27 protein-coding genes are annotated in these 25,723 nt (G+C 71.0%); 16 read left to right on the top strand and 11 right to left on the bottom strand.

The genetic code is table 11. From position 1 onward, the window contains the following. Nucleotides 1-28: 28 nt before the first annotated feature. Nucleotides 29-1,423, bottom strand: a complete 1,395-nt coding sequence (locus tag WQO_RS06920; protein ID WP_010061420.1) for a metallopeptidase TldD-related protein — start codon at nucleotides 1,421-1,423, stop codon at nucleotides 29-31. 82 nt (nucleotides 1,424-1,505) lie between these two features. Then, on the bottom strand, nucleotides 1,506-3,029 hold the full coding sequence (locus WQO_RS06915) for a TldD/PmbA family protein (protein WP_010061421.1): 1,524 nt from the start codon (nucleotides 3,027-3,029) through the stop codon (nucleotides 1,506-1,508). A 238-nt stretch (nucleotides 3,030-3,267) separates the two neighbouring features. Here WQO_RS06915 and fabG point away from each other — a divergent pair, with 238 nt between their 5' ends. From fabG to WQO_RS06900, 3 genes are all read left to right on the top strand, one after another. Further along, nucleotides 3,268-3,987: a 3-oxoacyl-[acyl-carrier-protein] reductase gene (fabG, locus tag WQO_RS06910; protein WP_010061422.1), complete on the top strand. Its 720-nt coding sequence runs from the start codon at nucleotides 3,268-3,270 to the stop codon at nucleotides 3,985-3,987. Between the two features lie 5 nt (nucleotides 3,988-3,992). After that, the gene (gene fabI / locus WQO_RS06905) at nucleotides 3,993-4,760 is read left to right on the top strand and encodes an enoyl-ACP reductase FabI (protein ID WP_010061423.1); all 768 of its coding nucleotides are present in this window, start codon (nucleotides 3,993-3,995) and stop codon (nucleotides 4,758-4,760) included. Nucleotides 4,761-4,923: 163 nt separating this feature from the next. Next, nucleotides 4,924-5,295: a hypothetical protein gene (locus WQO_RS06900; protein WP_010061425.1), complete on the top strand. Its 372-nt coding sequence runs from the start codon at nucleotides 4,924-4,926 to the stop codon at nucleotides 5,293-5,295. 25 nt (nucleotides 5,296-5,320) lie between these two features. Here WQO_RS06900 and WQO_RS06895 read toward each other — a convergent pair whose 3' ends face one another. After that, nucleotides 5,321-5,995, bottom strand: coding sequence for a FadR/GntR family transcriptional regulator (locus WQO_RS06895; protein WP_010061426.1), 675 nt, complete (start codon nucleotides 5,993-5,995; stop codon nucleotides 5,321-5,323). Nucleotides 5,996-6,122: 127 nt separating this feature from the next. Here WQO_RS06895 and WQO_RS06890 point away from each other — a divergent pair, with 127 nt between their 5' ends. The 4 genes from WQO_RS06890 to WQO_RS06880 all read left to right on the top strand — a co-directional run bounded on the left by WQO_RS06890 (nucleotide 6,123) and on the right by WQO_RS06880 (nucleotide 8,522). Next, complete coding sequence (locus WQO_RS06890; RefSeq protein WP_010061427.1) at nucleotides 6,123-7,421, top strand: CynX/NimT family MFS transporter; 1,299 nt, start codon at nucleotides 6,123-6,125, stop codon at nucleotides 7,419-7,421. 17 nt (nucleotides 7,422-7,438) lie between these two features. After that, the gene (locus WQO_RS37090; RefSeq protein WP_007446146.1) at nucleotides 7,439-7,555 is read left to right on the top strand and encodes an SGM_5486 family transporter-associated protein; all 117 of its coding nucleotides are present in this window, start codon (nucleotides 7,439-7,441) and stop codon (nucleotides 7,553-7,555) included. A 149-nt stretch (nucleotides 7,556-7,704) separates the two neighbouring features. Next, entirely contained in the window at nucleotides 7,705-7,911 is a 207-nt protein-coding gene (locus WQO_RS06885) for a hypothetical protein (RefSeq protein ID WP_010061429.1), read from the top strand. 92 nt (nucleotides 7,912-8,003) lie between these two features. After that, nucleotides 8,004-8,522, top strand: coding sequence for a SixA phosphatase family protein (locus WQO_RS06880; RefSeq protein WP_010061430.1), 519 nt, complete (start codon nucleotides 8,004-8,006; stop codon nucleotides 8,520-8,522). A gap of 102 nt (nucleotides 8,523-8,624) precedes the next feature. Here the strand turns inward: WQO_RS06880 and serB are convergent, their stop codons facing one another. Next, the gene (gene serB / locus WQO_RS06875) at nucleotides 8,625-9,899 is read right to left on the bottom strand and encodes a phosphoserine phosphatase SerB (RefSeq protein WP_010061431.1); all 1,275 of its coding nucleotides are present in this window, start codon (nucleotides 9,897-9,899) and stop codon (nucleotides 8,625-8,627) included. 367 nt (nucleotides 9,900-10,266) lie between these two features. Between serB and WQO_RS06870 the strand changes: the two genes are divergently transcribed. After that, the gene (locus WQO_RS06870; protein WP_029182354.1) at nucleotides 10,267-12,882 is read left to right on the top strand and encodes an ABC transporter ATP-binding protein/permease; all 2,616 of its coding nucleotides are present in this window, start codon (nucleotides 10,267-10,269) and stop codon (nucleotides 12,880-12,882) included. 93 nt (nucleotides 12,883-12,975) lie between these two features. Here WQO_RS06870 and WQO_RS06865 read toward each other — a convergent pair whose 3' ends face one another. The 3 genes from WQO_RS06865 to WQO_RS06855 all read right to left on the bottom strand — a co-directional run bounded on the left by WQO_RS06865 (nucleotide 12,976) and on the right by WQO_RS06855 (nucleotide 15,979). Beyond that, on the bottom strand, nucleotides 12,976-13,752 hold the full coding sequence (locus tag WQO_RS06865; RefSeq protein ID WP_032748602.1) for a transglycosylase SLT domain-containing protein: 777 nt from the start codon (nucleotides 13,750-13,752) through the stop codon (nucleotides 12,976-12,978). Nucleotides 13,753-14,024: 272 nt separating this feature from the next. Beyond that, on the bottom strand, nucleotides 14,025-15,257 hold the full coding sequence (locus WQO_RS06860) for an S-adenosylmethionine:tRNA ribosyltransferase-isomerase (protein WP_029182355.1): 1,233 nt from the start codon (nucleotides 15,255-15,257) through the stop codon (nucleotides 14,025-14,027). Then, nucleotides 15,254-15,979: an SDR family NAD(P)-dependent oxidoreductase gene (locus WQO_RS06855; protein ID WP_010061436.1), complete on the bottom strand. Its 726-nt coding sequence runs from the start codon at nucleotides 15,977-15,979 to the stop codon at nucleotides 15,254-15,256. The genes WQO_RS06860 and WQO_RS06855 overlap by 4 nt, the downstream gene beginning before the upstream one ends. A gap of 241 nt (nucleotides 15,980-16,220) precedes the next feature. Here WQO_RS06855 and WQO_RS06850 point away from each other — a divergent pair, with 241 nt between their 5' ends. From WQO_RS06850 to WQO_RS06840, 3 genes are all read left to right on the top strand, one after another. Beyond that, nucleotides 16,221-17,366, top strand: a complete 1,146-nt coding sequence (locus tag WQO_RS06850) for a GAF domain-containing sensor histidine kinase (RefSeq protein WP_029182356.1) — start codon at nucleotides 16,221-16,223, stop codon at nucleotides 17,364-17,366. Further along, a complete protein-coding gene (locus WQO_RS06845) occupies nucleotides 17,359-18,003 on the top strand; it encodes a response regulator (protein WP_010061438.1) in 645 nt (214 codons plus the stop codon). The genes WQO_RS06850 and WQO_RS06845 overlap by 8 nt, the downstream gene beginning before the upstream one ends. 150 nt (nucleotides 18,004-18,153) lie before the next feature. After that, nucleotides 18,154-18,405 carry a chaplin family protein gene (locus WQO_RS06840; protein WP_006123559.1) on the top strand — a complete coding sequence of 84 codons (252 nt, stop codon included), beginning with the start codon at nucleotides 18,154-18,156 and terminating at the stop codon, nucleotides 18,403-18,405. Between the two features lie 171 nt (nucleotides 18,406-18,576). Here the strand turns inward: WQO_RS06840 and WQO_RS06835 are convergent, their stop codons facing one another. Continuing rightward, entirely contained in the window at nucleotides 18,577-19,362 is a 786-nt protein-coding gene (locus tag WQO_RS06835; protein ID WP_029182357.1) for a hypothetical protein, read from the bottom strand. A 144-nt stretch (nucleotides 19,363-19,506) separates the two neighbouring features. On the opposite strand from WQO_RS06835, the gene WQO_RS06830 reads away from it, so the two are divergent. The 4 genes from WQO_RS06830 (at nucleotide 19,507) to WQO_RS06815 (ending at nucleotide 22,818) form a co-directional block, all read left to right on the top strand. After that, on the top strand, nucleotides 19,507-20,304 hold the full coding sequence (locus WQO_RS06830) for an ABC transporter ATP-binding protein (protein WP_010061441.1): 798 nt from the start codon (nucleotides 19,507-19,509) through the stop codon (nucleotides 20,302-20,304). Nucleotides 20,305-20,391: 87 nt separating this feature from the next. After that, a complete protein-coding gene (locus WQO_RS06825) occupies nucleotides 20,392-20,820 on the top strand; it encodes an NfeD family protein (protein ID WP_010061442.1) in 429 nt (142 codons plus the stop codon). 165 nt (nucleotides 20,821-20,985) lie between these two features. Next, entirely contained in the window at nucleotides 20,986-21,966 is a 981-nt protein-coding gene (locus WQO_RS06820) for an SPFH domain-containing protein (protein ID WP_010061443.1), read from the top strand. 78 nt (nucleotides 21,967-22,044) lie between these two features. Then, on the top strand, nucleotides 22,045-22,818 hold the full coding sequence (locus WQO_RS06815) for a sulfite exporter TauE/SafE family protein (protein ID WP_193407173.1): 774 nt from the start codon (nucleotides 22,045-22,047) through the stop codon (nucleotides 22,816-22,818). A 62-nt stretch (nucleotides 22,819-22,880) separates the two neighbouring features. Here the strand turns inward: WQO_RS06815 and WQO_RS06810 are convergent, their stop codons facing one another. The 3 genes from WQO_RS06810 to WQO_RS06800 form a co-directional block, all read right to left on the bottom strand. Next, a complete protein-coding gene (locus WQO_RS06810; RefSeq protein ID WP_010061445.1) occupies nucleotides 22,881-23,393 on the bottom strand; it encodes an HNH endonuclease in 513 nt (170 codons plus the stop codon). Nucleotides 23,394-23,531: 138 nt separating this feature from the next. Continuing rightward, a complete protein-coding gene (locus tag WQO_RS06805) occupies nucleotides 23,532-24,068 on the bottom strand; it encodes a YbhB/YbcL family Raf kinase inhibitor-like protein (RefSeq protein ID WP_010061446.1) in 537 nt (178 codons plus the stop codon). Nucleotides 24,069-24,155: 87 nt separating this feature from the next. Next, nucleotides 24,156-24,938: a sporulation protein gene (locus WQO_RS06800; RefSeq protein WP_010061447.1), complete on the bottom strand. Its 783-nt coding sequence runs from the start codon at nucleotides 24,936-24,938 to the stop codon at nucleotides 24,156-24,158. Between the two features lie 87 nt (nucleotides 24,939-25,025). Here WQO_RS06800 and WQO_RS06795 point away from each other — a divergent pair, with 87 nt between their 5' ends. Further along, nucleotides 25,026-25,679, top strand: a complete 654-nt coding sequence (locus WQO_RS06795; protein ID WP_010061449.1) for a DNA-3-methyladenine glycosylase — start codon at nucleotides 25,026-25,028, stop codon at nucleotides 25,677-25,679. The last annotated feature ends 44 nt before the right edge of the window (nucleotides 25,680-25,723 follow it).

Raw genomic sequence — 25,723 nt, 5'->3', positions numbered from 1 at the left:
TAGAGATGTACGGGTCAGTCTAGGCGGGTCACACCCCCAGGCTGACCGAGCTCATGTTGAAGTCCGGGATGCGCAGCGCGGGCATCGCCGCCCGGGTGAACCAGTCGCCCCACTCGCGCGGCAGCGTCTTCTCCGTACGCCCGGCCTCCGAGGCCCGCGACAGCAGGTCCACCGGCGACTCGTTGAACCGGAAGTTGTTCACCTCGCCGACCACCTCGCCGTCCTCGACCAGATAGACGCCGTCCCGGGTCAGCCCGGTCAGCAGCAGCGTCGCCGGGTCCACCTCGCGGATGTACCAGAGGCAGGTCAGCAGCAGCGCCCGCCCGGTCGTCGCGGCGACCATCTCCTCCAGCGACTTCTCGCCGCCGCCCTCCAGGAGCAGGTTGTCGATGCCCGGGGCGACCGGGAGGCCGGTCAGGCCCGCCGAGTGCCGGGTGGTCGTCAGCCGCTCCAGCTTCCCGTCCCGGACCCAGTCCGTCGGGGCCAGCGGCAGCCCGTTGTCGAAGACGGAACCGCTGTCGCCGGAGGAGTGGGCGATCACGAACGGCGCAGACTCCAGACCCGGGGCGTGCGGGTCGCTGCGCAGGGTGAGGGGGAGCGGAGCGAGCTGCTCGCCCAGCCGGGTCCCGCCGCCCGGCGTCGAGAACACCGTCCGGCCCTCCACCGCGTCCCGCGCGGTCGACGACCAGAGCTGGTAGATCAGCAGGTCCGCCACCGCGGTCGGCGGCAGCAGCGTTTCGTACCGGCCTGCGGGCAGCTCGATGCGCCGCTCCGCCCAGCGCAGCCGCTGCGCCAGCTCCGCGTCCATCGCCGCCGGGTCGACGTCCTTGAAGTCCCGGGTCGCCCGGCCCGCCCACGCCGAACGCGTCCGGTCCGGCGACTTCGCGTTCAGCTCCAGCGTCCCGTTCGGCTGGTCGTGGCGCAGCCGCAGCCCCGTCGACGTCCCCACGTAGGTGGAGGTCAGCTCGTGGTTGGCGAAGCCGTACAGCTCACGGCCCCCGGAACGGGCGCGCGCGAAGGCGTCGCCGAGCGCCGGGGCGAAGTCCGCGAAGACCTCCGAGCCGGTCTCGGCGGGCGCGTCCGTGAAGTCGGGCGATGCGGGCACCCCGCTGACCAGGGGCTGCGCGTCCTCCGCCGGACCCGCGCCCCGGGCGGCGGCCTCGGCGGCGCGGACCAGCGGCTCCAGGTCGTCGGTGGTCACGGCGGACCGGGAGACCACTCCGGAGGCGGTCCCCTCGGCCCCGTCCACGGTCGCGATGACGGTCAGGGTGCGCCCCCGGGTCACCCCGTTCGTGGTGAGCGCGTTGCCCGCCCAGCGGAGATTGGCGGAGGACTGCTCGTCGGCGATGACCACCAGACCGTCCGTGGTGGACAGCTCCAGAGCCCGCTCGACGATCTCGTACGGCTTGCTGACGCGGCTCATCGCCCGGCCTCCTGCGTCGTGTTGAGACTGCGCTTACCCGGGGGACGACCCCCGGACCCCCAGCCGGTTCCGTGGTCGCCGCTCATCGCCCGGCCTCCTGCGTCGTGTTGAGGATGTTGACGCCCCGGAAGAGGGCGGAGGGGCAGCCGTGCGAGACCGCCGCGACCTGGCCCGGCTGGGCCTTGCCGCAGTTGAAGGCGCCGCCGAGCACATACGTCTGGGGGCCGCCGACCTTCTCCATCGAGCCCCAGAAGTCCGTGGTCGTCGCCTGGTACGCCACATCGCGCAGCTGTCCGGCGAGCCTGCCGTTCTCGATGCGGAAGAACCGCTGCCCGGTGAACTGGAAGTTGTAGCGCTGCATGTCGATGGACCACGACCGGTCGCCGACCACGTAGATCCCGCGCTCGACCCCGCCGATCAGGTCCTCCGTGGAGAGCCCGCCCGGATCCGGCTGCAACGACACGTTCGCCATGCGCTGGACGGGGACATGGCCCGGCGAGTCCGCGAACGCGCAGCCGTTGGAACGGCCGAGGCCCGTCAGCTTCGCGATCCGGCGGTCCAGCTGGTAGCCGACGAGGGTGCCGTCCTTCACCAGGTCCCACGACTGCGCCTCGACGCCCTCGTCGTCGTACCCGATGGTCGCGAGCCCGTGCTCGGCCGTGCGGTCGCCGGTCACGTTCATCACGGGGGAGCCGTACGCCAGCTTGCCCAGCTGGTCGAAGGTGGCGAACGAGGTCCCGGCGTACGCCGCCTCGTACCCCAGCGCACGGTCCAGCTCGGTGGCGTGGCCGATCGACTCGTGGATCGTCAGCCACAGGTTCGACGGGTCGACGACCAGGTCGTACGCCCCCGCCTCGACGCCCGGCGCCCGCATCTTCTCCGCCAGCAGCCCGGGGATCTGCTCCAGCTCGGTGTCCCAGTCCCAGCCGGTGCCGGTCAGATACTCCCAGCCCCGGCCCACCGGCGGCGCGATGGTGCGCATCGAGTCGAACTCGCCGGTCGTGCCGTCCACCGCGACGGCGGTGAACTGCGGGTGGATCCGCACCCGTTGCTGCGTGGTGACCGTGCCGGCCGTGTCCGCGTAGAACTTGTTCTCGTGCACGGTCATCAGGGACGCGTCCACATGCGCGACGCCCTCCGCGCCCAGCAGCCGCCCGCTCCACTCGGCGAGCAGCGCCGCCTTCTCCTCGTCCGGTACGGAGAAGGGGTCGACGTCGTACGCCGAGACCCAGGTCCGCTCACCGTGCGACGGCTCGTCCGCCAGCTCCACCAGTTCGTCCGAGCCGGCCGCCGCGATCACCTTCGCCGACAGCTTGGCCATCGCGACGGCCTGCGAGGCCACCTTCGCGGCCGCGTCCATCGTCAGGTCCACCCCGGACGCGAACCCCCAGGCCCCGCCGTGCACCACGCGTACCGCGTACCCGAGGTCCGTGCTGTCCGACGCCCCGGCGGGCCGCGCGTCCCGCAGCCGCCAGGTGGCGCTGCGCACCCGCTCCAGCCGGAAGTCGGCGTGCGTCGCGCCGAGGGCCCGCGCTCGGGCGAGCGCCGCGTCGGCCAGCGCGCGCGACGGCAGTGCCAGGAATGACTGATCTACCTCGTGGGGCACAGGGAGTTCCCTTCTCGATACACCACGGCAGTGAACCACGCCGGAGGGTGACCGCACCGGGGGATATCGCAGACGCGTGGGCCGACCACGTATCGGCGCGGACTGTAGGAACCCCACAGCACCCCGGACAAGCCACTGTCAGGGCCCGATTCCCCGATCGGAGCACGGTACCGATAGGTTTTCGACGTACCCGACCGCCCGGGACCACGCACCAGACCGCCAAGGAAAGGGTGATCCGTTGAGCCGCTCGGTTCTCGTCACCGGAGGAAACCGGGGCATCGGCCTCGCCATCGCCCACGCCTTCGCCGACAACGGCGACCAGGTCGCGATCACCTACCGCTCCGGCGAGCCCCCTCAGGCCCTCACCGAAGCCGGGGTCCTCGCGGTCCGCTGCGACATCACCGACGCCGAACAGGTGGAGCAGGCCTACAAGGAGATCGAGGACAAGCACGGCCCCGTGGAGGTGCTCGTCGCCAACGCGGGCATCACCAAGGACCAGTTGCTGATGCGGATGTCGGAGGAGGACTTCACCTCCGTCCTCGACACCAACCTCACCGGCACCTTCCGGGTCGTCAAGCGTGCCAACCGCGGCATGCTGCGCGCCAAGAGGGGCCGGGTCGTCCTGATCTCCTCCGTCGTCGGCCTCCTCGGCTCGGCCGGTCAGGCCAACTACGCCGCCTCCAAGGCCGGGCTGGTCGGCTTCGCCCGGTCGCTGGCCCGTGAACTCGGTTCGCGGAACATCACCTTCAACGTCGTCGCCCCCGGTTTTGTCGACACCGACATGACCCAGGTGCTCCCAGAGGAGCAGCGCAAGGGCATCGTGGCCCAGGTGCCGCTCGGCCGCTACGCGCGGCCCGAGGAGATCGCCGCCGCCGTGCGCTTCCTCGCCTCCGACGACGCGTCGTACATCACTGGAGCCGTCATTCCCGTTGACGGCGGATTGGGCATGGGTCACTGATCACCATGAGCGGAATTCTCGACGGCAAGCGCATCCTCATCACCGGGGTGCTGATGGAGTCGTCCATCGCGTTCCACGCCGCGAAGGTGGCCCAGGAGCAGGGTGCCGAGGTCATCCTGACGGCTTTCCCGCGTCCCACCCTGACCGAGCGCATCGCCAAGAAGCTGCCGAAGCCGGCCAAGGTCATCGAGCTGGACGTGACCAACCAGGAGCACCTGGACCGGCTGGCGGGCCTGGTCCGCGAGGAGCTCGGCTCGCTCGACGGTGTCGTCCACTCCATCGGCTTCGCGCCGCAGGACGCGCTCGGCGGCAACTTCCTCAACACCCCGTTCGAGTCCGTCGCCACCGCGATGCACGTCTCGGCGTTCTCCCTGAAGTCGCTGGCCATGGCCTGCAAGCCGCTGATGAGCGAGGGCGGCTCGATCGTCGGCCTCACCTTCGATGCCCAGTACGCCTGGCCGCAGTACGACTGGATGGGCCCGGCCAAGGCCGCGCTGGAGGCCACCTCCCGCTACCTCGCCCGTGACCTGGGCAAGGACGGGCTGCGCTGCAACCTGATCTCCGCCGGACCGATCGGCTCCATGGCCGCCAAGTCCATCCCGGGCTTCTCGGAGCTGGCCGACGTCTGGAACCACCGCGCCCCGCTCGCCTGGGACATGTCCGACCCGGAGCCGGCCGGTCGCGGCATCGTCGCCCTGCTCTCCGACTTCTTCCCGCGCACGACCGGCGAGATCATCCACGTCGACAGCGGCGTGCACATGATGGGCGCCTGACCGCTCACCGCCCTGAACGGCCCCCGGCCGCGTCACCCCGTTCCGGGGGCGGCGCGGCCGGGGGCCGTCGCCGTGCGTGGCCGCTCCGGTCGAAAAGTCGGCCGATCCACCGCAGAATGAGGAGGAACCGGACTTCTGGTCAGGCTGCGGGAGGGAGATCGCTGTGCGCCCCACGCGCCGACGAACCCGTCTCCTCCTGGCCGCCTCGGTGGCCGCCGCGGCTCTCGCCGTACCCCTGGGGGTGCACGCCGCCAGGGGAGCCGACTCCGGTACGGAAGTGGCGCCGCCGAAGCCCGAACCGGCCGGCTCGGAGTGCCGTACGAGCGTCGAGGGCTCCCGGGTCGTCGCGTACTGCCACAACCCGTACCCCTCCGTCGACCTGGTCCGGCTGCACACCGAGTGCGACCGGTGGTGGGACGTCGACGCGGACGGCGAGGTGGTCGCGGTGGAGCCCGGCCGGACCGTACGGCTGGAGGACCGCTGCTGGAAAGAGGTCGCCACCGCCTGGGTCAGCCACCGCCCCGCCCCGCTGTGAGCGAGCCTCCGGGCCGCGCCCGGTGCTACACCCGGTCCGTCAGGCAGTTCAGCGCGTGGCTCGCCGCCTCGGCCGCTGCCGTCTCCGCATCCCCGGCCCGGATCGCCTCGACCAGCCGGCCGTGGTCCATGTGGTTCTCCGGCCGCAGCTCGGGACCCACATCGCCGCGCAGATAGTCGCGCAGCAGATCCCCGAGGTCGGCGTAGAGCCCGGTCAGGACGTCGTTGTGCGAGGCGGCGACCACCGCCAGGTGCAGCGTCGCGTCCGCCGCCACGAACGCCTCCGCGTCGCCCGACGCCCAGGCCTCCTCCCGGCGCGCCATCAACGCGTCCAGCTGCCGCAGATCCCGCTCGGTGCGCCGGGCCGCCGCCAGCCGGGCCGCCGACGACTCCAGCGTCGAGCGCAGCTCCGCGACATGCCGGGGGTCCGCCGCCGCGAACCTGCGGTGCATCACCCCGGCCAGCTCGCTCGTGGCGATCACATACGTGCCGGAGCCCTGCCGGATGTCCAGCAGCCCGTTGTGCGCGAGCGCCCGCACCGCCTCGCGGACGGTGTTACGGGCCACGCCCAGCTGCTCGACCAGCTCGGGCTCGGTCGGAATCCGCGAGCCGACCGGCCACTCGCCCGAGGTGATCTGGTTCCGCAACTGGGCGATCACCTGGTCGGAGAGTGCCGAACGCCGAGGGGACGTCAGCGCCATGGTGCTCCTTGCTCGTGAGCTTGAGGTCCGGGCCGCATTCTCTCCCGCATTCTCTCAACGCGTGCGGGGGATGCCGGGCCCTGACCGGATTGGACAATCAATCATCCCATGATTCTATGATGGCTCCATGCCGGACGACGAGACGCAGACCCCGACCCTGAACCGCGAGGCCATCGCGCGCACGCCCCACGACACCCGGGCCCAGCCGCTCCCCGGAGCCGCCGAAGGGCCCTCGCCGTGGTTGCTGCGCCTCATCGCCGTGGGACTCGTCCTGGCCGCGCTCAACCTCCGCCCCGCCATCACCAGCCTCGGCGCCCTTCTCGAAGAGGTCCGCGAAGGGCTGCACATGAGCGGCAGCGTGGCCGGGGTCCTCACCTCCGTGCCGCCGCTCTGCTTCGCCGTCTTCGGCGTCATGGCGCCGCGTCTGGCCCGCCGCTTCGGCGCGGGCACTGTCGTCTGCGCGGGCATGGCCGCCATCGCGGCCGGCCTGATCATCCGCCCGTACATCGGCTCCACCGCCGGATTCCTGGCCGCCAGCGCCCTGGCCCTGATGGGCATCGCCGTCAGCAACATCCTGATGCCGGTGATCGTCAAGCGCTGGTTCCCCGACCGCGTCGGCACCATGACCGGCCTCTACTCCATGGCCCTGGCCCTCGGCACCGCCCTGGCCGCCGCCGTCACCGTCCCCCTCACCGGGGCGCTGGGCGGCAGCTGGCAGACCGGTCTCGCCCTCTGGGCCGTGCTCGCCGCCGTCGCCGTGCTGCCCTGGATCGTCCTCCTGCGCGACCGCACCCCGGCCCCCGGCCAGCCGGGCCCGGCGGTCGCGAACGCCGCCGAGGCGCCGGCCCTGAAGATCACCCGCAGCCGCACCGCCTGGGGCCTCGCCTGCTTCTTCGGGCTCCAGGCCACCGCCGCGTACATCACCATGGGCTGGATGCCGCAGATCTTCCGCGACGCCGGGGTCTCCGCCGGCACCGCCGGGGTCCTGCTCGCGGTCACCATGGCGATGGGCGTCCCGCTCGCCTTCGTCATCCCCCGGGTCGCCTCCCGGCTCAAGCAGCAGGGCCCCATCGTCGTCGTCCTCGGCCTCTGCGGCCTGATCGGCTACGGCGGCCTCTACCTCGCCCCCGCCGCCGGAGCCTGGGCCTGGGCCGTGCTCCTGGGCGTGGCCAACTGCGCCTTCCCGCTCGCCCTCACCATGATCGGCATGCGGGCCCGGTCCGGCGCGGGCGTGGTCCGGCTCTCCGCCTTCGCCCAGTCCACCGGCTACCTGCTCTCGATCCCCGGCCCGCTGCTCGTCGGTGTCCTCTACCAGCACAGCGGCGGCTGGGGGCTGCCGATCGCCCTGATGGCGGGCCTCATGATTCCCCAGATGGTGGCCGGAATCCTGGCCGGCCGGGACCGGACGATCGAGGACGAGTGCTGAGATGCGACACTGACCTCATGCCAGTGCTCGATCCGAATCCCCAGAACGGCCAGAAGAAGCTTCTCCTCGTGTTCGGGGCGATGCTCCTCATCACCGTCGTCATCGGTGTGATCGCCACGATCGCCTCGCCCTGACGCCCGTGAACCCTGCGAGGGGTGGGGCTAGCCCCACCTTCCCCTAGGGGGCCAGGGTCAGGGTGAAGTGGGTGGGTCACCGGATGGGACCGGCCGTCCCCGTTCCGTAGGTTCTTCGGTGACGAACCGATGACTTGACGGAGGCGGACATGCCGGCACCGACGCACACCACGTCCCACCGACCGGCCGCCGACGGTGTCGAGATCCGGCTGCCCTGGTGGGCGGTCGCTCTGCCCGCCGTCGCGTTCGCCGCGCTGCTGCTGATGATCCTCAGCCCCGGACAGGCCCAGGCCGCCACCGCCGATCCCGCGCTCGGACAGCTGATCGAGCGCACCTTCCAGCTGCTGTTCCGCTGAGCCGAAGCCGCCCCGGACCAGCGCGTGAACTGTCCGGACGAGCCCGTCAACACCCTGCGCCGGAGGGCGCGTTTCATGCGAAGCTGAGATGTATGAGCGTCGAGACACCTCGCAGGATCGTCCTTCTCCGGCATGCCAAGGCGGAATGGTCACAGGCTTCCGACCATGAGCGCCCGTTGGCCGAGCGCGGCCGAAAGGACGCGCCCGTGGCCGGCCGCAGGCTCGCCGATTCCGGCATCGACTTCGATCTGGCCCTCTGCTCCAGTGCCGCCAGGACACGGGAGACCTGGAAGCTGGCGGTCCATGAATTCTCCCAGCGCCCCCGGACCGTCTACGAGGAGAGGCTGTACGAGGCCTCCCTCGGCGAACTGATCGCCCTGTTCAACGAGACCCCGGACGAGGTGCGCAACCTCCTGGTCATCGGTCACAACCCCGGGATGCACGGGGCCGCCGACGCCCTCTCCGGCTCGGCCGAGGGCGACACCCTGGCCCGGATGACCCGGGACGGTTTCCCCACCGCCGCCTACGCCGTGGTGGAGTTCCCCGGCTCCTGGAAGAGCGTGGAGCACGGAGCGGGCCGGCTCACGGAGTACTGGACCCCGAACGACTGAGCGCGCGCACAGACCACTGAGCACGCGCAGAACGACCGAGCGCACGCGCAGGGCCCCGGCACCACCGCGGTGCCGGGGCCCTGCGCGTGCGCTCGGACGGGTTCAGTCGACGAGGCCGTCCGCCGCCTCGACCTCTTCCCGGGTGATGCCGAGCAGATAGAGCACGGTGTCCAGGAACGGCACGTTCACCGCGGTGTGCGCCGCCTCGCGGACCAGCGGCTTGGCGTTGAACGCGACACCGAGCCCGGCGGTGTTCAGCATGTCGAGATCGTTCGCCCCGTCCCCGATCGCCACCGTCTGGGCCAGCGGTACGCCTGCCTGCTCGGCGAAGCTGCGCAGCAGCCGGGCCTTGCCCGCCCGGTCCACCACCTCGCCGACGACCCGGCCGGTGAGCTTGCCGTCCACCACCTCCAGGGTGTTGGCCGAGGCGAAGTCGAGGCCGAGCCGCTCCTGCAGATCGTCGGTGACCTGGGTGAAGCCGCCGGAGACGACGCCGACCTGGTAGCCGAGCCGCTTCAGCGTACGGATCAGGGTGCGGGCGCCGGGGGTGAGCCGTACCTCGGTGCGGACCTTGTCCACCACCGAGGCGTCCAGACCGGCCAGCAGCGCGACCCGGGCGTGCAGCGACTGCTCGAAGTCCAGCTCGCCGCGCATCGCCTGCTCGGTCACCTCGGCGACCTTGTCCTCGCAGCCCGCGTGCGCCGCGAAGAGCTCGATCACCTCGTCCTGGATGAGTGTGGAGTCGACGTCCATGACCACCAGCCGCTGGGCCCGCCGGCTCAGCCCGGCCGAGACCACCGCGACGTCCACGCCGATCTCGGCGGCCTCGGTCGCCAGCGCGGTCCGCAGCTCGGCCGTCCCGGTCCCCGACACCGCGAACTCGACGGCGGTGACCGGGTACTTCGCCAGCCGGAAGATACGGTCGATGTTCCCGCCGGTCGAGGTGATGGTGGCCGCTATGGCGGCGGTCGACTCGGCGGTGAGCGGGTGCCCCAGCACCGTCACATGGGAACGGCCGTCACCGCGGGGCCGGTTGTCGCCGATGCCGGAGATGATCTCGGCCTGCAGTTTCAGGGAGTCGGCCCAGCTGTGCACGGTCGCCCGCAGATCGCCCTCGGTGATCCCGCCCGCCGTGGGCGAGGTGACCAGGGCGCACAGCACGATGCGGCCACGGGTGACGACCTGCTCGATGTCCACGACGTCGACCGCGTACGCGGCGAGGGTGTCGAAGAGCCCGGCCGTGATGCCGGGACGGTCCTTGCCGAAGATCTTGACCAGCAGCGTGGGTGCGTCACTGCCCGGTGGCGGCCCGAGGGGCTCAAGAGACTCAGAGGGCTCAGATGAGGAGGGGGGCTGAGGTGGCTGAGATGCGCTCATGGTGTTCCCACCGTATCGGTCCCGCCACCTCCTCCGGCCGTCCGTCCCGAGTGCCGGACGGAATCGCACCGCTGCCGCCGGCATCGCGTCCGGATCTGGCCGGTACACGTCTTGCGCCCGGCCGCACCGGCTGTCTCGTATAGGGCGATATCGCGTCGCTGGACATCTTCCGGGTGGTAACCGGCCCTTCATGCGGACTTGACCGTATCCACTCCCGTTTCGCCCCCCGGTATCGGGGTGTTCGCGCAGGTCTCCTCGCGCTCTTCACCCGCCCGACTTTCGGATCGGGGACTCATCCTGGAATAGTTCCCCACGATGTTCAGCATCCCTAGACTCCCTGCGACGGGGGTATCACGGGGGACAACTAGTGGGGCGCGGAGTGCCGGAACTCGTACTGGAATTGAATGGCAGCACCTGGACGCTCGATCCGTCCAGGTCGTACACCCTGGGGCGTGATCCGCAGGGCGACCTGACGATCGACGACGCCAGAGTGTCGTGGCGGCACGCCACGATCAGCTGGAACGGCCGCAGTTGGTCCATCGAGGACCACGGCAGCACCAACGGCACCTATGTGCAGGGCCGGCGGATCCAGCAGGTGGAGCTCGGCGCAGGTTCGGTGCTGCACCTGGGCAACGCCACCGACGGACCCCGGGTGAGCCTCAGCGCCGCCGCGGGAGCCGGTGTCGCCGGCGGCCAGGCAGCCGGCGCGCAGCAGGCCCCGGCGCACCAGCCCCACCAGCAGCCCCAGGGCGGTGCCGCGGGCTGGCACGGGCAGCAGGCCCCTGCCCAGCACCAGGCCCCGGCGCACCACCAGGCCCCTGCCCAGCAGCAGGCCTGGCAGCAGCCGCAGGCGCCCCAGCAGCAGGTCCCGCACCAGCAGCCCGCGCACCAGAACGTGCCGCACCAGCAGAACCCCGGGCAGCAGGGCGGACCGGGACAGGGCGGTGCCGCGGGGGCGCCGCCGGTCTACGGCGACCGCAGCCCCACCACGTTCCACCAGCTGGCCCTCGGCCGGGTCATGCGCATCGGCCGTGCGCTGGAGAACGAACTGGTCGTTTCCGACCTCCAGGTCTCCCGCCACCACGCCGAGTTCCACGCGACGCCCGACGGCCGCTTCGAGATCCGCGACCTCGGCTCGCACAACGGCACGTACGTCAACGGCCAGCCGCTCCACAAGTCCGGCTCGGCCCTCATCGGCCCGAACGACATCGTCGGCGTCGGCCACTCGACGTTCCGGCTGGTAGGCGGCCGGCTCGAAGAGTTCGTCGACACCGGTGAGGTCTCCTTCTCCGCCCGCCACCTCACGGTGACGGTCGACGGCGGCAAGCAGATCCTCAAGGACGTCTCCTTCGGCGTCCCCGAGAAGTCGCTGATCGCGGTCATCGGCCCGTCCGGTTCCGGAAAGTCCACCCTGCTCAAGGCGCTCACCGGCTACCGGCCCGCCAACCAGGGTGACGTCCTCTACGACAACCGGAACCTGTACAAGCAGTTCGCCGAGCTGCGCCAGCGCATCGGTCTGGTCCCGCAGGACGACATCCTGCACAAGGAGCTGACCGTTGCCAAGGCCCTCAAGTACGCGGCCAAGCTCCGCTTCCCCGCGGACACCACCGAGGCCGAGCGCCAGTCCCGGATCACCGAGGTCCTCGCCGAGCTCAAGCTCGACATCCACAAGGACAAGAAGATCACCTCGCTCTCCGGCGGCCAGCGCAAGCGCGTCTCGGTCGCCCTGGAGCTGCTCACCAAGCCGTCGCTGATCTTCCTGGACGAGCCGACCTCCGGCCTCGACCCGGGCATGGACCGCGACGTCATGCAGCTGCTGCGCGGCCTCGCCGACGACGGCCGCACGGTGCTCGTGGTCACGCACTCGGTCGCCGAGCTGGCGATCTGCGACAAGCTCCTCGTGATGGCGCCCGGCGGTTCCGTCGCCTACTTCGGTCCGCCGGAGGAGGCGCTGAACTTCTTCGGCTACACCAGCTGGGCCGACGTCTTCTCCGCCTTCGAGAACTACCGCGACTACGACTGGGCGGGCCGCTGGCGCGGTTCGCAGCACTACCAGATGTACGCCGCCGACATCGACGCGGTCGCGGCCCAGCCGGTCAACATGCCGCCGCCCCAGCAGATGAGGCCCCCGAAGGCGCAGAGCTGGGGTACACAGCTGTGGACCCTGGTGCGCCGGTACACCTCCGTCATCGCCTCCGACAAGGCCTTCCTCGGCCTGATGGTGGCGCTGCCCGCGGTCATCGGTGTGCTGGCCGCGGTCATCCCGGCGGACTTCGGACTGGCCCCGCCCACCCCGCCGACCCAGTTCAACGGCAAGGCCGGGATGATCCTGCTGATCCTCGCGGTCGGCATCTGCCTCGCCGGGTCGGCCAGCTCCGTACGAGAGCTGATCAAGGAGCGCGTGATCTACGAACGGGAACGGGCCACCGGCCTCTCCCGCTCGGCCTATCTGACGTCCAAGGTGATCGTCCTCGGCGTGATCACGGCCTTCCAGAGCGTCATCCTCTGCGGCATCTGCTTCGCTGTCCGTGATCTGCCGGAGGAGGGGCTGTTCATGCCTCCGGCCGTCGAGATCTGCATCTCGATCGTGGCCCTCGGGTTCACCTCGATGATGTTCGGCCTGATGATCTCCGCGATGGTCAAGACCTCCGAGATGACCATGCCCCTGCTGGTCATGTTCGCGATCGTCCAGCTGGTGTTCACCGGCGTCCTCTTCCAGGTCTACGGGACGCCCGGTCTGGAGCAGCTCACCTGGCTGATGCCGTCCCGCTGGGGCGTGGCGGCGGCCGGTACCACGTTGGACCTGGCCAACCTGATGCCGCCGTGGGACCCGAAGAACCCGACCGACCTGGACCCGTTGTGGGAGGCCACGGCGACCCAGTGGGGGATCAACATCTTCGTGCTGCTGGTGATCGGCGCCGTCTGCGCCGTCGCGGTCGCGCGCCTGCTGCGCCGCCACGAGCCCGAGGTCATGCGCAAGTAAGCACCGGGTACGACACCGAGGCCGGCACCCCCGCGGGGGTGCCGGCCTTCGGCGTGTGTACGGCTGGTCTCGAAGACGCGGAGACCCGGCGGATCAGTACGCGCTGTTCACGTTGTCCATGGAGCCGTAGCGGTCGGCCGCGTAGTTGCAGGCGGCGACGATGTTGGCGACCGGGTCGTACAGGTCCTTCTTGGTGCCCGCCACGTGGTAGCGGTCGAAGGTCGGCTGGATCACCTGGAGCAGACCCTTGGACGGGATGCCGTTCTGGGCGTTGATGTCCCAGTTGTTGATGGCCCAGCGGTTACCGCTGGACTCACGGATGATGTTGCGGTGGATCCCGTCGTAGGAGCCGGGGATGCCTTCCTTTTTCATGATCGACATGGCCTCGCGGATCCAGCCGTCCAGGTTGTTGGCGTAGACCGGCTTGCGCGGGGTGGAGCGGTTGGCCTTCTCGGACGCGCGCTTCTTCGCGTCCGCCTTGGCCTTGGCGGCCTTCTCGGCCTTGTCCTTCGCGTCGGCGGCGGCCTTGGCCTTCGCCTCGGACGCGGCCTTCGCCTTCGCGGCCTTGGCCTTGGTCTCGGCGGCGGCCTTCGCCTTGGCGGCGTCGGCGGCCTTCACGAGCTTCTCGGCGGTGGAGTGCTGCTCGATCATGCTGTTCTGCACGGTCTTGGCCTGTGCGGTACCCGTGGCGTTGGTGAAGGCCACGGGCGCAGCGGCGGCTGCCGCCTGCGGGGCAATCTCGGCATCGGCGTTCGACGGGACGAGCGAGAAGGTCAGGGCGGCGACGCCCAGGGCCGACACACCGGCCACGGAGATCTTCTGGACCTTGTTCAGACGACGGAGACGACTGGGAATGCGAGTCGCAGACATGTAGGGCTACCTCTTCGAATGCTCAGGTGTCCTCACGGAGGACGAGACCGGAGGCGGTGATGCGCACCTCCGTCGGGGACGAGAGCAATTCTTAGCGGCAGCAAAATCCTGAGGCAAAGGTGTGACGTACGAAGCCAGATAGTGGAGAAGGGTCCCGTTCGCCCGAAATGACCCTCGTGTGTGCCTGCTCAAAACGCCCTTATGGGCCCACTAGGTACGTTCGTAAGTGATGTACACCCTATGCCTGGGCTCACATCGGCGACGTAACAGTCTCACCACTCGTTGCTGAAGCAATCCGGAGCGTTACGTTCCTCATCCGGCAGGATGAGGTGGACGTCCCCGAACTCATGCCAGAGGTACCGCTCCTGGAGCGCCGCCTCGTACCCGCGGCGCAGCGCCTCGCGCCCCGCCACCGCCTCCAGCATCAGCAGGTGCGAGGCCTGCGGCTCATGCAGCCCGGTCAGCAGCCCGTCCACCACCCGGACCCCGCGCCGCGGCGTCACCACGAGGTCCGTCCACCCCTCGGCGGGCCGCACCACCCCGTCCGCGCCCACCGCCGACTCCAGCGCCCGCACGGCCGTCGTCCCCACCGCGACCACCCGCCCGCTCCCCGCCGCCCGTACGGCGTTCACCAGCCAGGCCGTCGCCGCCGGTACCGCGAACCGCTCCGGGTACGGCGGCTCGTGCGCCTCCGCCGAGGCCACCCCCGTATGCAGGGACAGCGGGGCGAACAGCACCCCCCGGCGCACCAGCTCCGCCACCAACGGGACCGTGAAGGGGCGCGCGGCGCTCGGCATCTCCGCCGAACCGCTCCCGTCCGGGGAGTCCACCGCGAACACCGTGCGGTACGCCGACAGCGGCTGATCCCGGTCCGTGTACCCGTACCGAATGGGCCGCCCGTACCTGCGCAACAGCTCGGGCACCCGCTCCGGCGCCTGTGCCCACCACAGCCGGGCCCCGGCCGCGGGCCCCAGCGGCTCCTCCAGCACCAGGGCCCGCCCGCCCGGCAGCCGCACCACGGCCCCCGCCGGACCACCCGGCCGCGGCCCGGTGACACCCGCCCCCCTGGGCGCCCGCAACTCCACCGCCCACCGCCCGTCCGCACCCCGCGTCGAGAAGTGCACGACGACCCGCTCCCCGCCGACGCGCCCGTTCACCGCGGCGGGCAGCGTCATGGACGTGTTCACCACCAGCACGTCCCCGGCCCGCAACTGCTCCGGCAGCTCCCGGAACGCATGGTGCGTGACCGCCCGCCCCCGGGACACGAGCAGCCGTACGTCGTCACGCCCCGCCCCGCGCTGCTCGGCCGGCACCCGGGCCGACAACGCGTCCGGCACCCGCAGAGCCTCCAGGGCGGTGACCTCCGCTACTACGGCAGTCCCGGCCCGGCCCGGGCGCTCGTCCAGGGCCGGGGGATCCGCGGCGGCCGTCGCCGGCTCCGCCCCGCCCGCCCCCGGCACGGCGAGGGCCACGTCGCCTCCCTCGCACCGCCCCCGCGCGGTCATCGCGCACCCCCGCCCTGCCTCGCCGGCCCCTCCAGCAGGGCCGGAGCCGCGTACCGGCCGCCGGCCGGCCGCTCCCGCACCAGCCGCAGGAACGCGGGAGCCACGCTCTCCGGCGACGGCCGCGCCGCGTCCGCGTCCTCCGGCACCGCCGCGGCGTACAGGTCCGTCGCCATGTCACCCGGGTCGACCGCCCACACCCGCAGCCCCGGCTCCTCCTCACCCAGCACCGCCGCCAGCTGGTCCAGCGCCGCCTTCGACGCCCCGTAACCGCCCCACGTCGGATACGGCTCCGCCGCCGCGTCCGAGCTGATCACCACCACCGCCCCCGCCTCCGAGGCCCGCAGCGACGGCAACGCCTCCTGTACGAGACCGAGCGCCGCCACCACGTTCGTCTCCAGCGCCCGCCGGAGCCCCTCCAGCGGCAGTGCGTCCAGCCGGACCAACGGCTCCGCGCCCAGCACGCTCGCGTTGCTCACCAACAGGTCGAGCCCGCCCAGCGAACCGGCCGCCGCCACCAGATCCGCCCGGTGCGCCGCGTCCGTGACGTCCCCCGGCACGGCCACCACCCGCGTCCCGTACCGCCCGCGCAGCTCCCGTGCCGTCTCCTCCAGCACCCCGGCGGTCCGGGCGTCCAGCACCAGGTCCCAGCCCTCCCCGGCCAGGGCCCCCGCCAACGCCCGTCCCAGCCCCTTCGAACCACCCGTGATCATCGCGACCGGCATGGTGACCGTCCCCTTCGTACCCTCGGCGTCCGCCGGGAGACCCCGGCGATGTCACCGTAGGAAGGCCCGGCCGCACCGCGCCTCGCCCGGGAGGCGCACCCGTACCCGGCACTTCGGCGTAGGTCCGGGCAGTCCTACGACCTCCGGCCGAGGGGCCGGCCGCCGGGGCCTAGGCCCCGGCGCGCCGAGCACCGACCCGGGCCCGATACGACCGCCCGGCCCCCGCCGGTACGGTGATCCCATGAGTCATCGCCCACCGTCGGGCCTCGCCGCGGTGAGTGCCGCGCTGCTCGCCATGAGCCGGCACCTCGAAGTGGGCGACGTCCTGAAGACGATCGTCGCCTCCGCCCGCGAGCTGCTCGACGCCCAGTACGCGGCCCTCGGCGTGCCGGACGACCACGGCGGCTTCGCCCAGTTCGTGGTCGACGGCGTCAGCGACGAACAGTGGAAGGCCATCGGCCCGCTGCCCCGCCAGCACGGCATCCTCGCCGCGATGCTCCACCAGGCGAAGCCCGAACGCCTCGCCGACGTCCGCGAGGACCCCCGCTTCGAGGGCTGGCCCGACGCCCACCCCGACATGTCCGACTTCCTCGGCCTGCCCATCACGGACGGCGACGAGATCATCGGCGCGCTCTTCCTCGCCAACAAGATGTGCCCCAAGCCCGACGGCGGCTGCGGCTTCACCGCCGAGGACGAGGAACTGCTCCAGATCCTCGCCCAGCACGCAGCTATCGCCCTCACCAACGCCCGCCTCTACGAACGCAGCCGCGAGCTGACCATCGCCGAGGAACGCTCCCGCCTCGCCCACGAGCTGCACGACGCGGTCAGCCAGAAACTGTTCTCGCTCCGCCTCACCGCCCAGGCAGCCGCCGCACTCGTCGACCGCGACCCCGTACGCGCCAAGGGTGAGCTCCAGCAGGTCGCCGTCCTCGCCGCCGAAGCCGTCGACGAACTGCGGGCGGCGGTGGTGGAGCTGCGTCCGGCGGCCCTCGACGAGGACGGTCTGATCGCCACCCTCCGCACCCAGATCCAGGTCCTGGACCGGGCGCACACCGCCGAGGTCGCCTTCGAGAGCTGCGGAGTGCGCGCACTGCCCGCCGCCCAGGAGGAGGCGCTGCTCCGGGTCGCGCAGGAAGCCCTCCACAACGCCCTGCGTCACTCCGGGGCGGAGCGCGTGAGCGTCACCCTGGCCCGGCGCGGCACCGCCACCGTCCTGCGCGTCACCGACGACGGGGGCGGGTTCGACCCCACCGCCGTCCGGCGTGCGGGCCGTCACCTCGGCCTCGTCTCCATGCGCCACCGGGCGAGCAGCGTCGGCGGCCGACTCACCGTTGCATCGGAGCCCGGCAAGGGCGCCACGATCGAGATGGAGGTCCCCGGTGGCTGACAAGATCATCAGGGTGCTGCTGGTCGACGACCATCAGGTGGTCCGCCGCGGACTGCGCACCTTCCTGGAGATCCAGGAGGACATAGAGGTCGTCGGCGAGGCGTCCGACGGCGCGGAGGGCGTGGCCAGGGCCGAGGAGCTGCGCCCCGACGTCGTGCTGATGGACATCAAGATGCCCGGCACCGACGGCATCGAGGCGCTGCGCCGCCTGCGCGAGCTCGACAACCCGGCCAAGGTCCTCATCGTCACCAGCTTCACCGAACAGCGCACCGTGGTCCCCGCCCTGCGCGCCGGAGCCTCCGGTTACGTCTACAAGGACGTCGACCCGGACGCCCTGGCCGGCGCCATCCGCTCCGTCCACGCCGGACACGTCCTGCTCCAGCCCGAGGTCGCCGGGGCCCTCCTCGCCCAGGAGGACGCGGGCACCGGCACGGGCCGGGGGAGCACCCTCACCGAGCGGGAACGCGAGGTCCTCGGCCTCATCGCGGACGGCCGTTCGAACCGGGAGATCGCCCGAGCCCTCGTCCTCTCCGAGAAGACGGTCAAGACCCATGTCTCGAACATCCTGATGAAGCTCGACCTGGCCGACCGCACCCAGGCGGCGCTGTGGGCGGTACGCCACGGAGCGGTGGGCTGACGCCGCGGCCGCGGGTGCGGGTTCCCGTCCGGACTGAGATTCATACTGTCGGGTGTATGTCACCCGAACGGCGCACCCTTCCGGGCGCCACGGCGTTCTCCAGGACGTGCTGCGGCGGCCTGCCGCAGCCCTTTCTAGGAGGATCCTGAAGTGAAGAACCTGAAGAAGGCCGCCGCCGTCACGATGATCGCGGGCGGGCTCATCGCCGCCGGCGCCGGCGCCGCCTCCGCCACCGGCCACAGCGGTGCCGACGCCCACGGCGCGGCCATCGGCTCCCCGGGCGTCGCCAGCGGCAACCTGGTGCAGGTCCCGGTCGCCGTCCCGGTGAACGTGGTCGGCAACACGGTCAACGTCGTGGGCCTGCTCAACCCGGCCTTCGGCAACCTGGGCCTGAACCACTGAAGCCTTAGACATTTCAGCCCGTCCGGCGGTTGAGGACGGAACCGCCCAGGCGGGGCTCCCGCACACCAGCGGGCTCCCCGCCCGGGGCATCCCAGCCCGTCAGGGCATCTCACCCAGCCCGTCCGGACACCCCCAGCCCGTCCGGCGCTTGAGGACAAAAGGCCCGCGCCCCTAGCGCCGCACCTCCCCGCCCTCCACATACGCGTTGTACGCGGCGACAAGCGCCCGCCGAGCCACCCGCTCCACCGGCCGCAACGCCTCCCCCCGCGCCGCGATCTCCGACGAGCTCACCGCACCGCCGTGCCCGTTCTCGTACGCCACCGAGACCAGCAGCCCCACCCGCTGCGCCATCTCCAGCACCCGCACCGCCCGCGGCGGATACCCGGGCGCCAGCACCTCGCGCCCCCGCTCCACCCGCGCCCGGTACGCGTCCACCGCCGCCTCCGCCACCGGCCCGGAACCCGCCACGTCCAGCCGCGACAGCACCGCCGTCGCATCCCGCAACGCCTCCGCCAGCTCCCGCTCCGCCTCGCCCAGCGACGGCACATCCGCGGGCGGCGCCTCCCGCACCGGCAGCACCCGCCACACCACCTCGATGTGCAGATCCCCCTCAGGACCGGCCTCGCTCACCTCCGGCACCAGCCCGTACGGCACCCCGTACGCGACGACCGCCTCCTCCGCCTCCAGCGCCCGCGCGTTGAAGTCCGGCGGACCGCTCAGCCCCAGAGGATGCCCCGGCACCGGCAGCGCCACCCGGAAACCGGTGGCCCCCAGACCCCTCAGCCGGCCGAGCGCCAGCGTGAGCCCGACCGGCCCCGCCTCACCCGGCAGCCCCTCGACGCGGTGCACCGCGTCCTCTCCGACAATCGCGAGGGCCGCCTCGTCCGGCGAGACGAGTCCCGCCAGAAGCGCGTTTCCCCAAGCGGCCAACAACCCTGAACGTGGTTCGACAAGCATGCCGACAGCCTAAGGAACGCCCGGGCCGAGCCCGGGGTCCGGACCTCACGCCCGAACCACTCACGCGGTGGCGTAGGTTTTCCCTGGGAGCCGTGCCCACCGGCACGCGACGATCGACGAGACTGCATGGGGAGACAACGCGCCATGAGCGATGTACTGGAGCTGGTGGACGTATCCGTGGTCCGCGACGGACGCGCTCTGGTGGAAGACGTCTCCTGGTCGGTCAAGGAGGGGGAGCGCTGGGTCATCCTGGGCCCCAACGGCGCCGGCAAGACGACCCTCCTCAACCTCGCGTCCAGCTACCTCTTCCCGAGCAAGGGAACGGCCACCGTCCTCGGCGAGAAGCTGGGCGGCGTCGGCACCGACGTCTTCGAGCTCCGCCCCCGCATCGGCATGGCGGGCGTCGCGATGGCCGACAAGCTGCCCAAGCGCCAGACCGTCCTGCAGACGGTCCTCACCGCCGCGTACGGCATGACCGCCACCTGGCACGAGAACTACGAAGCCGTCGACGAGGAGCGCGCCCGCGCCTTCCTCGACCGCCTCGGCATGACCGAGTACCTGGACCGCAAGTTCGGCACGCTCTCCGAGGGAGAGCGCAAGCGCACGCTCATCGCCCGCGCCATGATGACCGACCCCGAGCTGCTGCTCCTCGACGAGCCCGCCGCCGGGCTCGACCTCGGCGGGCGCGAGGATCTCGTCCGCCGCCTCGGCCGCCTTGCCCGCGACCCGTTCGCCCCCTCCATGATCATGGTCACCCACCATGTCGAGGAGATCGCACCCGGGTTCACCCACGTCCTGATGATCCGCCAGGGCAAGATCCTCGCGGCCGGCCCCATGGAGACCGAGCTCAGCTCCCGCAACCTCTCCCTCTGCTTCGGCCTGCCCCTCATCGTCGAGCACACCGGCGACCGCTACACCGCCCACGGCCTCCCGCTCTCCTGACCGTCACACCCCGATCGGCAGGCATTTCACCGGAGTTGACCTCCGTGCGCCCTGTCGGTGACGCACCGACAGTCCTACGATGACCATGTGGACATCGATGCATGGGTGTGGTGGCTGATCGGCGCGGTGGGACTGGGCATCCCCCTCGTCCTGACCGCGATGCCCGAATTCGGCATGTTCGCCGTCGGGGCGGTGGCGGCCTCGGCCGTCGCGGCCCTCGGCGGCGGAATCGTCGCCCAGGTGCTGGTCTTCGTCCTGGTCTCGGTCGCGCTGATCGCCGTCGTGCGCCCGATCGCCGCCAGACACCGGGCCGGACAGACCGGACAGGCCAGCGGCATCGACGCCCTGAAGGGCCGCCAGGCAGCCGTGCTCGAACGGGTATCGGCCGACGGCGGCCGCATCAAGCTCGCCGGCGAGGTCTGGTCCGCCCGTTCCTACGACGCCGAACAGGTCTTCGAGCCCGGCACCCAGGTCGATGTCATCGACATCGACGGAGCGACGGCCGTCGTCATGTGACCGAAGCGTGCACGGCGCGGGCCCCCGTCTGCCAGACTCGAAGTCGATCATGTCGATCATCATGGGACTCCGGCCCGGCCCATAACTCGCCGACCACCGGCCGCACATGACCGCCGACCCCGATCACCGCGATCCACCGGCCAACCGAAGGGCACGAGAGACACGATGCAACCGATCATCATCGTTCTGATCATTCTGGTGGTGCTCGTCTTCATCGCCCTGATCAAGACGATTCAGGTCATCCCGCAGGCCAGCGCCGCCATCGTCGAGCGATTCGGCCGCTACACCCGCACCCTGAACGCGGGCCTGAACATCGTCGTCCCGTTCATCGACTCGATCCGCAACCGGATCGACCTCCGTGAACAGGTCGTGCCCTTCCCGCCGCAGCCGGTGATCACCCAGGACAACCTGGTCGTCAACATCGACACCGTCATCTACTACCAGGTGACCGACGCCCGCGCCGCGACCTACGAAGTGGCCAGCTACATCCAGGCGATCGAGCAGCTCACCGTCACCACCCTCCGCAACATCATCGGAGGCATGGACCTGGAGCGGACCCTCACCTCCCGCGAGGAGATCAACGCGGCCCTGCGCGGCGTCCTCGACGAGGCCACCGGCAAGTGGGGCATCCGCGTCAACCGCGTCGAGCTCAAGGCGATCGAGCCGCCGACCTCCATCCAGGACTCGATGGAGAAGCAGATGCGCGCCGACCGCGACAAGCGCGCCGCGATCCTCACCGCCGAGGGCATCCGGCAGTCCCAGATCCTCACCGCCGAGGGTGAGAAGCAGTCCGCGATCCTGCGCGCCGAGGGTGAGGCCAAGGCCGCCGCCCTGCGCGCCGAGGGTGAAGCCCAGGCCGTCCGCACGGTCTTCGAGGCCATCCACGCCGGAGACCCGGACCAGAAGCTCCTCTCGTACCAGTACCTCCAGATGCTCCCGAAGATCGCCGAGGGTGACGCCAACAAGCTCTGGATCGTGCCCAGCGAGATCGGCGACGCCCTCAAGGGCCTCAGCGGAGCCTTCGGCAACCTCGGCGGCGGCGTGCCCGGCTTCAACACCGGCGGCGACGGCGGCAACGGCGGGGGACCCAAGGGCGGCATCCCTGCCCCCGCGGTGGAACGACGCGAGGAACCCCCGGTCTCCTGACCCGGAATGCCCTTCGTGCATGATCAGTGAGGCCCCTCGACCTTCATGGCGGGGAGGCGTCACTGACCACCGAAGGAGATGGCCTTGTCCATCTGGGAAATACTCGCCGTCTTCGCGGCCGGAGTCGGCGCGGGCACGATCAACACGATCGTCGGCTCGGGCACCCTGATCACCTTCCCCGTCCTCCTCGCCACCGGCCTCCCCCCGGTCACGGCGACGGTCTCGAACGCGCTGGGCCTCATCCCCGGCTCCATCAGCGGAGCCATCGGCTACCGCAAGGAACTGGCCGGCCAGCGCCGCCGGATCATCAGACTGGGCATCGGAGCCGCCATCGGCGGTCTCACCGGAGCCACACTGCTGCTCGCCCTGCCCTCCACGGCCTTCGAGACGATCGTCCCGGTCCTGGTCGCCCTGGCGCTCGTCCTCGTCATCCTGCAACCACGCATCAGCAAAGCCGTACAGCGCCGCCGCGAACACACCGGCACCGTGGCCCGCACCGACGGCGGCCCGCTCCTGTTCACCGGCCTGATGCTCGCCAGCGTCTACGGCGGCTACTTCACCGCCGCCCAGGGGATCATCTACCTCTCGCTGATGGGCATGCTGCTCGACGACACGATGCAGCGCCTCAACGCCGTCAAGAACGTCCTGGCCGCCATCGTCAACAGCATCGCCGCGCTGTTCTTCCTCTTCGTCGCCCACTTCGACTGGACGGCCGTCGTCCTCATCGCGGTCGGCTCGGCCATCGGCGGCCAGATAGGCGCCAAGGTCGGCCGACGTCTGAGCCCCACCGTTCTGCGCGCCCTCATCGTGGCCGTCGGCACGATGGCCATCGTCCAGCTGCTGCTCCGCTGACACACGTGGGCCCGCCCCCTCCAGGGGACGGGCCCGTACATCCATCACCAGGCGTACGCCGACTACGCCGCCGCGGCCGCCCGGTCCAGCCACTCGGGCAGCCCCGCCCGGTCGCCGGCCCCCATCGCGAGCAGCATCGCCTCGGCGGGTGAGGGGACGAACGGCTGCTTCAGCAGCGGCATCCCCGCCTGCTCGGGCGTCCGGGCCGCCTTGCGGTGGTTGTCCTCGGCGCAGGAGGCCACCGTGTTCAGCCAGGTGTCCTGCCCGCCCTGGGCACGCGGCACCACATGGTCGACGGTGGACGCCCGCCGCCCGCAGTACGCGCACCGGTGCTGGTCCCGTATGAGCACACCCCTCCTGGACCACGGGGCCTGTCTTCGGAAAGGCACCCGTACGTACCGGCAGAGCCTGATCACCCGGGGCGCCGGAATGTCCACGGCGGCACCACGCATACGGAGCTCGGGATGCGACTGCTCGACGACGGCCTTGTCCGTCAGGATCAGGACCACCGCACGGTTGAGCGTCACTGTCGACAGCGGCTCGAAGCTCGCGTTGAGAACCAACGTGTCACGCATCCTGCCCACCTCCCGTGTGCCGCCCGCCCCCTGGCAGGCCCGGATCAACTCTGGCTGGGCAGGCCGCGATGGACAACGCAATAAAAAATGCCCTGCTCTGATCTCTCCAAGACCAGAGCAGGGCAAACAGCAGACGAACTAATCGCCGGCGGGAGCCTCGTACTCACCGATCAGCTGCGCACGCCCGAGCGTGTGGAACCGGAGGTTGAACCCGACCACCGCGGGCGAGGAATCACTGTCGATCCCGAGCGTCTCGGTGTCCACCGCGTACACGGTGAACACGTACCGGTGATTCTCGCCGGCCGGCGGCGCGGCGCCGCCGAACTCCTTGGACCCGTAGTCGTTACGCGCCTGAACGGCACCCTCCGGCAGCCCCTTGAACTCCCCGCTGCCCGCACCGGCCGGCAGCTCGGTCACCGAGGCCGGGAGATCGAAGAGCACCCAGTGCCAGAACCCGCTGCCCGTCGGCGCGTCCGGGTCGAAACACGTCACGGCGAAGCTCTTGGTCCCCTCGGGGAAACCCTCCCACCGCAGCTGCGGCGAAGTGTTCCCGGCCGCAAGCACCTGAGCGTCGCCCAGCACGGCCCCGGGCTCGAGGTCGTCGCTCACCACGGTGAACGCCGGCACCTCCGGATGGAAGTCATGCGGCAGCGGGGCCCTGTTCGGCTCGGTCACGTCTCGCACCTCTCCTGATCGGTTCGTCTGCCTTCTTCCCCGACTGTAGGGGGCGTACCGCCCTCGTTCCGGAGGGCGTACCGCCGCCTAGAGCCAGTTGCGCTGACCGCCGACCTGGGCGAGCCACTGGTTGAGGTACGCCGCCCAGTCGGTCTGCTGGTAGTCGTGCAGCCCCACCTTGAACGCGCGGTAGGAGTCGCTGCCCTCGCTGAACAGCCCCGGCTTCTTGTCCATCTCCAGGACGACGTCCATCTCCCGGTCGTCGGCGACGAAGGTCAGTTCCACCTGGTTCAGCCCGCGGTACTGCGCCGGCGGGACGAACTCGATCTCCTGGTAGAACGGCAGCCGCTGACGCGTCCCGCGGATGTGCCCGCGCTCCATGTCCGCGCTGCGGAAGCCGAAGCCCAGCTGCCGGAAGGCGTTGAGGATGGCCTCCTGCGCCGGCAGCGGGTGCACGTTGATCGGGTCCAGGTCACCGGAGTCCAGCGCGCGGGCGATCTCCAGCTCGGTGGTCACCCCGATATTCATCCCGCGCAGCTGCTGGCCGCCGAACATCGTGATCGGCGTCTCCCACGGGATCTCCAGACCGAACGGCACCACGTGCACCGCGCCCGCCTGCACCTCGAAGGCGCCGCCGAGGTTCAGCTTGGTGAACTCGATGTCCTGCTTGGTCTCCTGGTCCGCGCTCTCCACCTCGACCCGCGCCTGGAGCCCGACGTTGAGTCCCTCGATCTGCTGGGCGACCGAACCGCCCTGGATCCGCACCTCGCCCTGGACGACCCCACCGGGGACGACATTCACCTCGGTGAGCTCGGTCTCCACCGAGGCACCGCCGGCACCCATGCTCGCGAGCAGCCGCTTGAAGCCCATAGTCACTCCTTCTTGGTCCTGACCCCTACATACGCGCCACGACGGTAGCCGGTTCCCGCCGGAGCGATCCCAGTACCCTCGGACCCCATGACCAAAAGCCCGGACCGCACTCCACTGACGCGAGACTTCTTCGCCCGCGATGTCCTGGAGGTCGCCCCGGACCTGCTCGGCCGCACCCTCGTACGACGGGAGCCGACGGGCACGATCGAACTGCGCCTGACCGAGGTGGAGGCGTACGCGGGCGAGATCGACCCGGGTTCGCACGCCTTCCGCGGCCGCACGGCACGTAACAGCGTGATGTTCGGCCCACCCGGCCACACGTACGTCTACTTCACGTACGGGATGTGGCACTGCCTCAACCTGGTCTGCGGCCCGGAGGGACGTGCCAGTGGAGTCCTGCTCCGGGCCGGCGAGATCAACGTCGGCGCCCACCTGGCCCGCGACCGACGCATCTCGGCCCGCAACGACAAGGAACTGGCCAAAGGCCCGGCCCGCCTCGCCACCGCCCTCGACGTCGACCGCGACCTGAACGGCAGCGATCTCTTCGACGGTCCCACCCCGGCGCTGTCCATCCTGCACGGCACCCCGCCGCCCCGTGACCTCGTACGGAGCGGCCCCCGCACCGGAGTGGGCGGCGACGGAGCCCACCAGCCGTGGCGCTTCTGGATCGAGGGGGACCCCACGGTGAGTCCGTACCGCGCCCACGCGCCACGCCATCGGCGGAGCCGCAAGGCGACTTGACGCGCCCTCGGCGGACCCCTAATGTAGTCCGAGCCACTTGACAC

It is taken from the genome of Streptomyces globisporus C-1027, assembly GCF_000261345.2.
GTDB lineage: Bacteria > Actinomycetota > Actinomycetes > Streptomycetales > Streptomycetaceae > Streptomyces > Streptomyces pakalii.
Note: the sequence above shows the minus strand (reverse complement) of the source record. Positions and strands in the feature narration are given on the sequence as shown.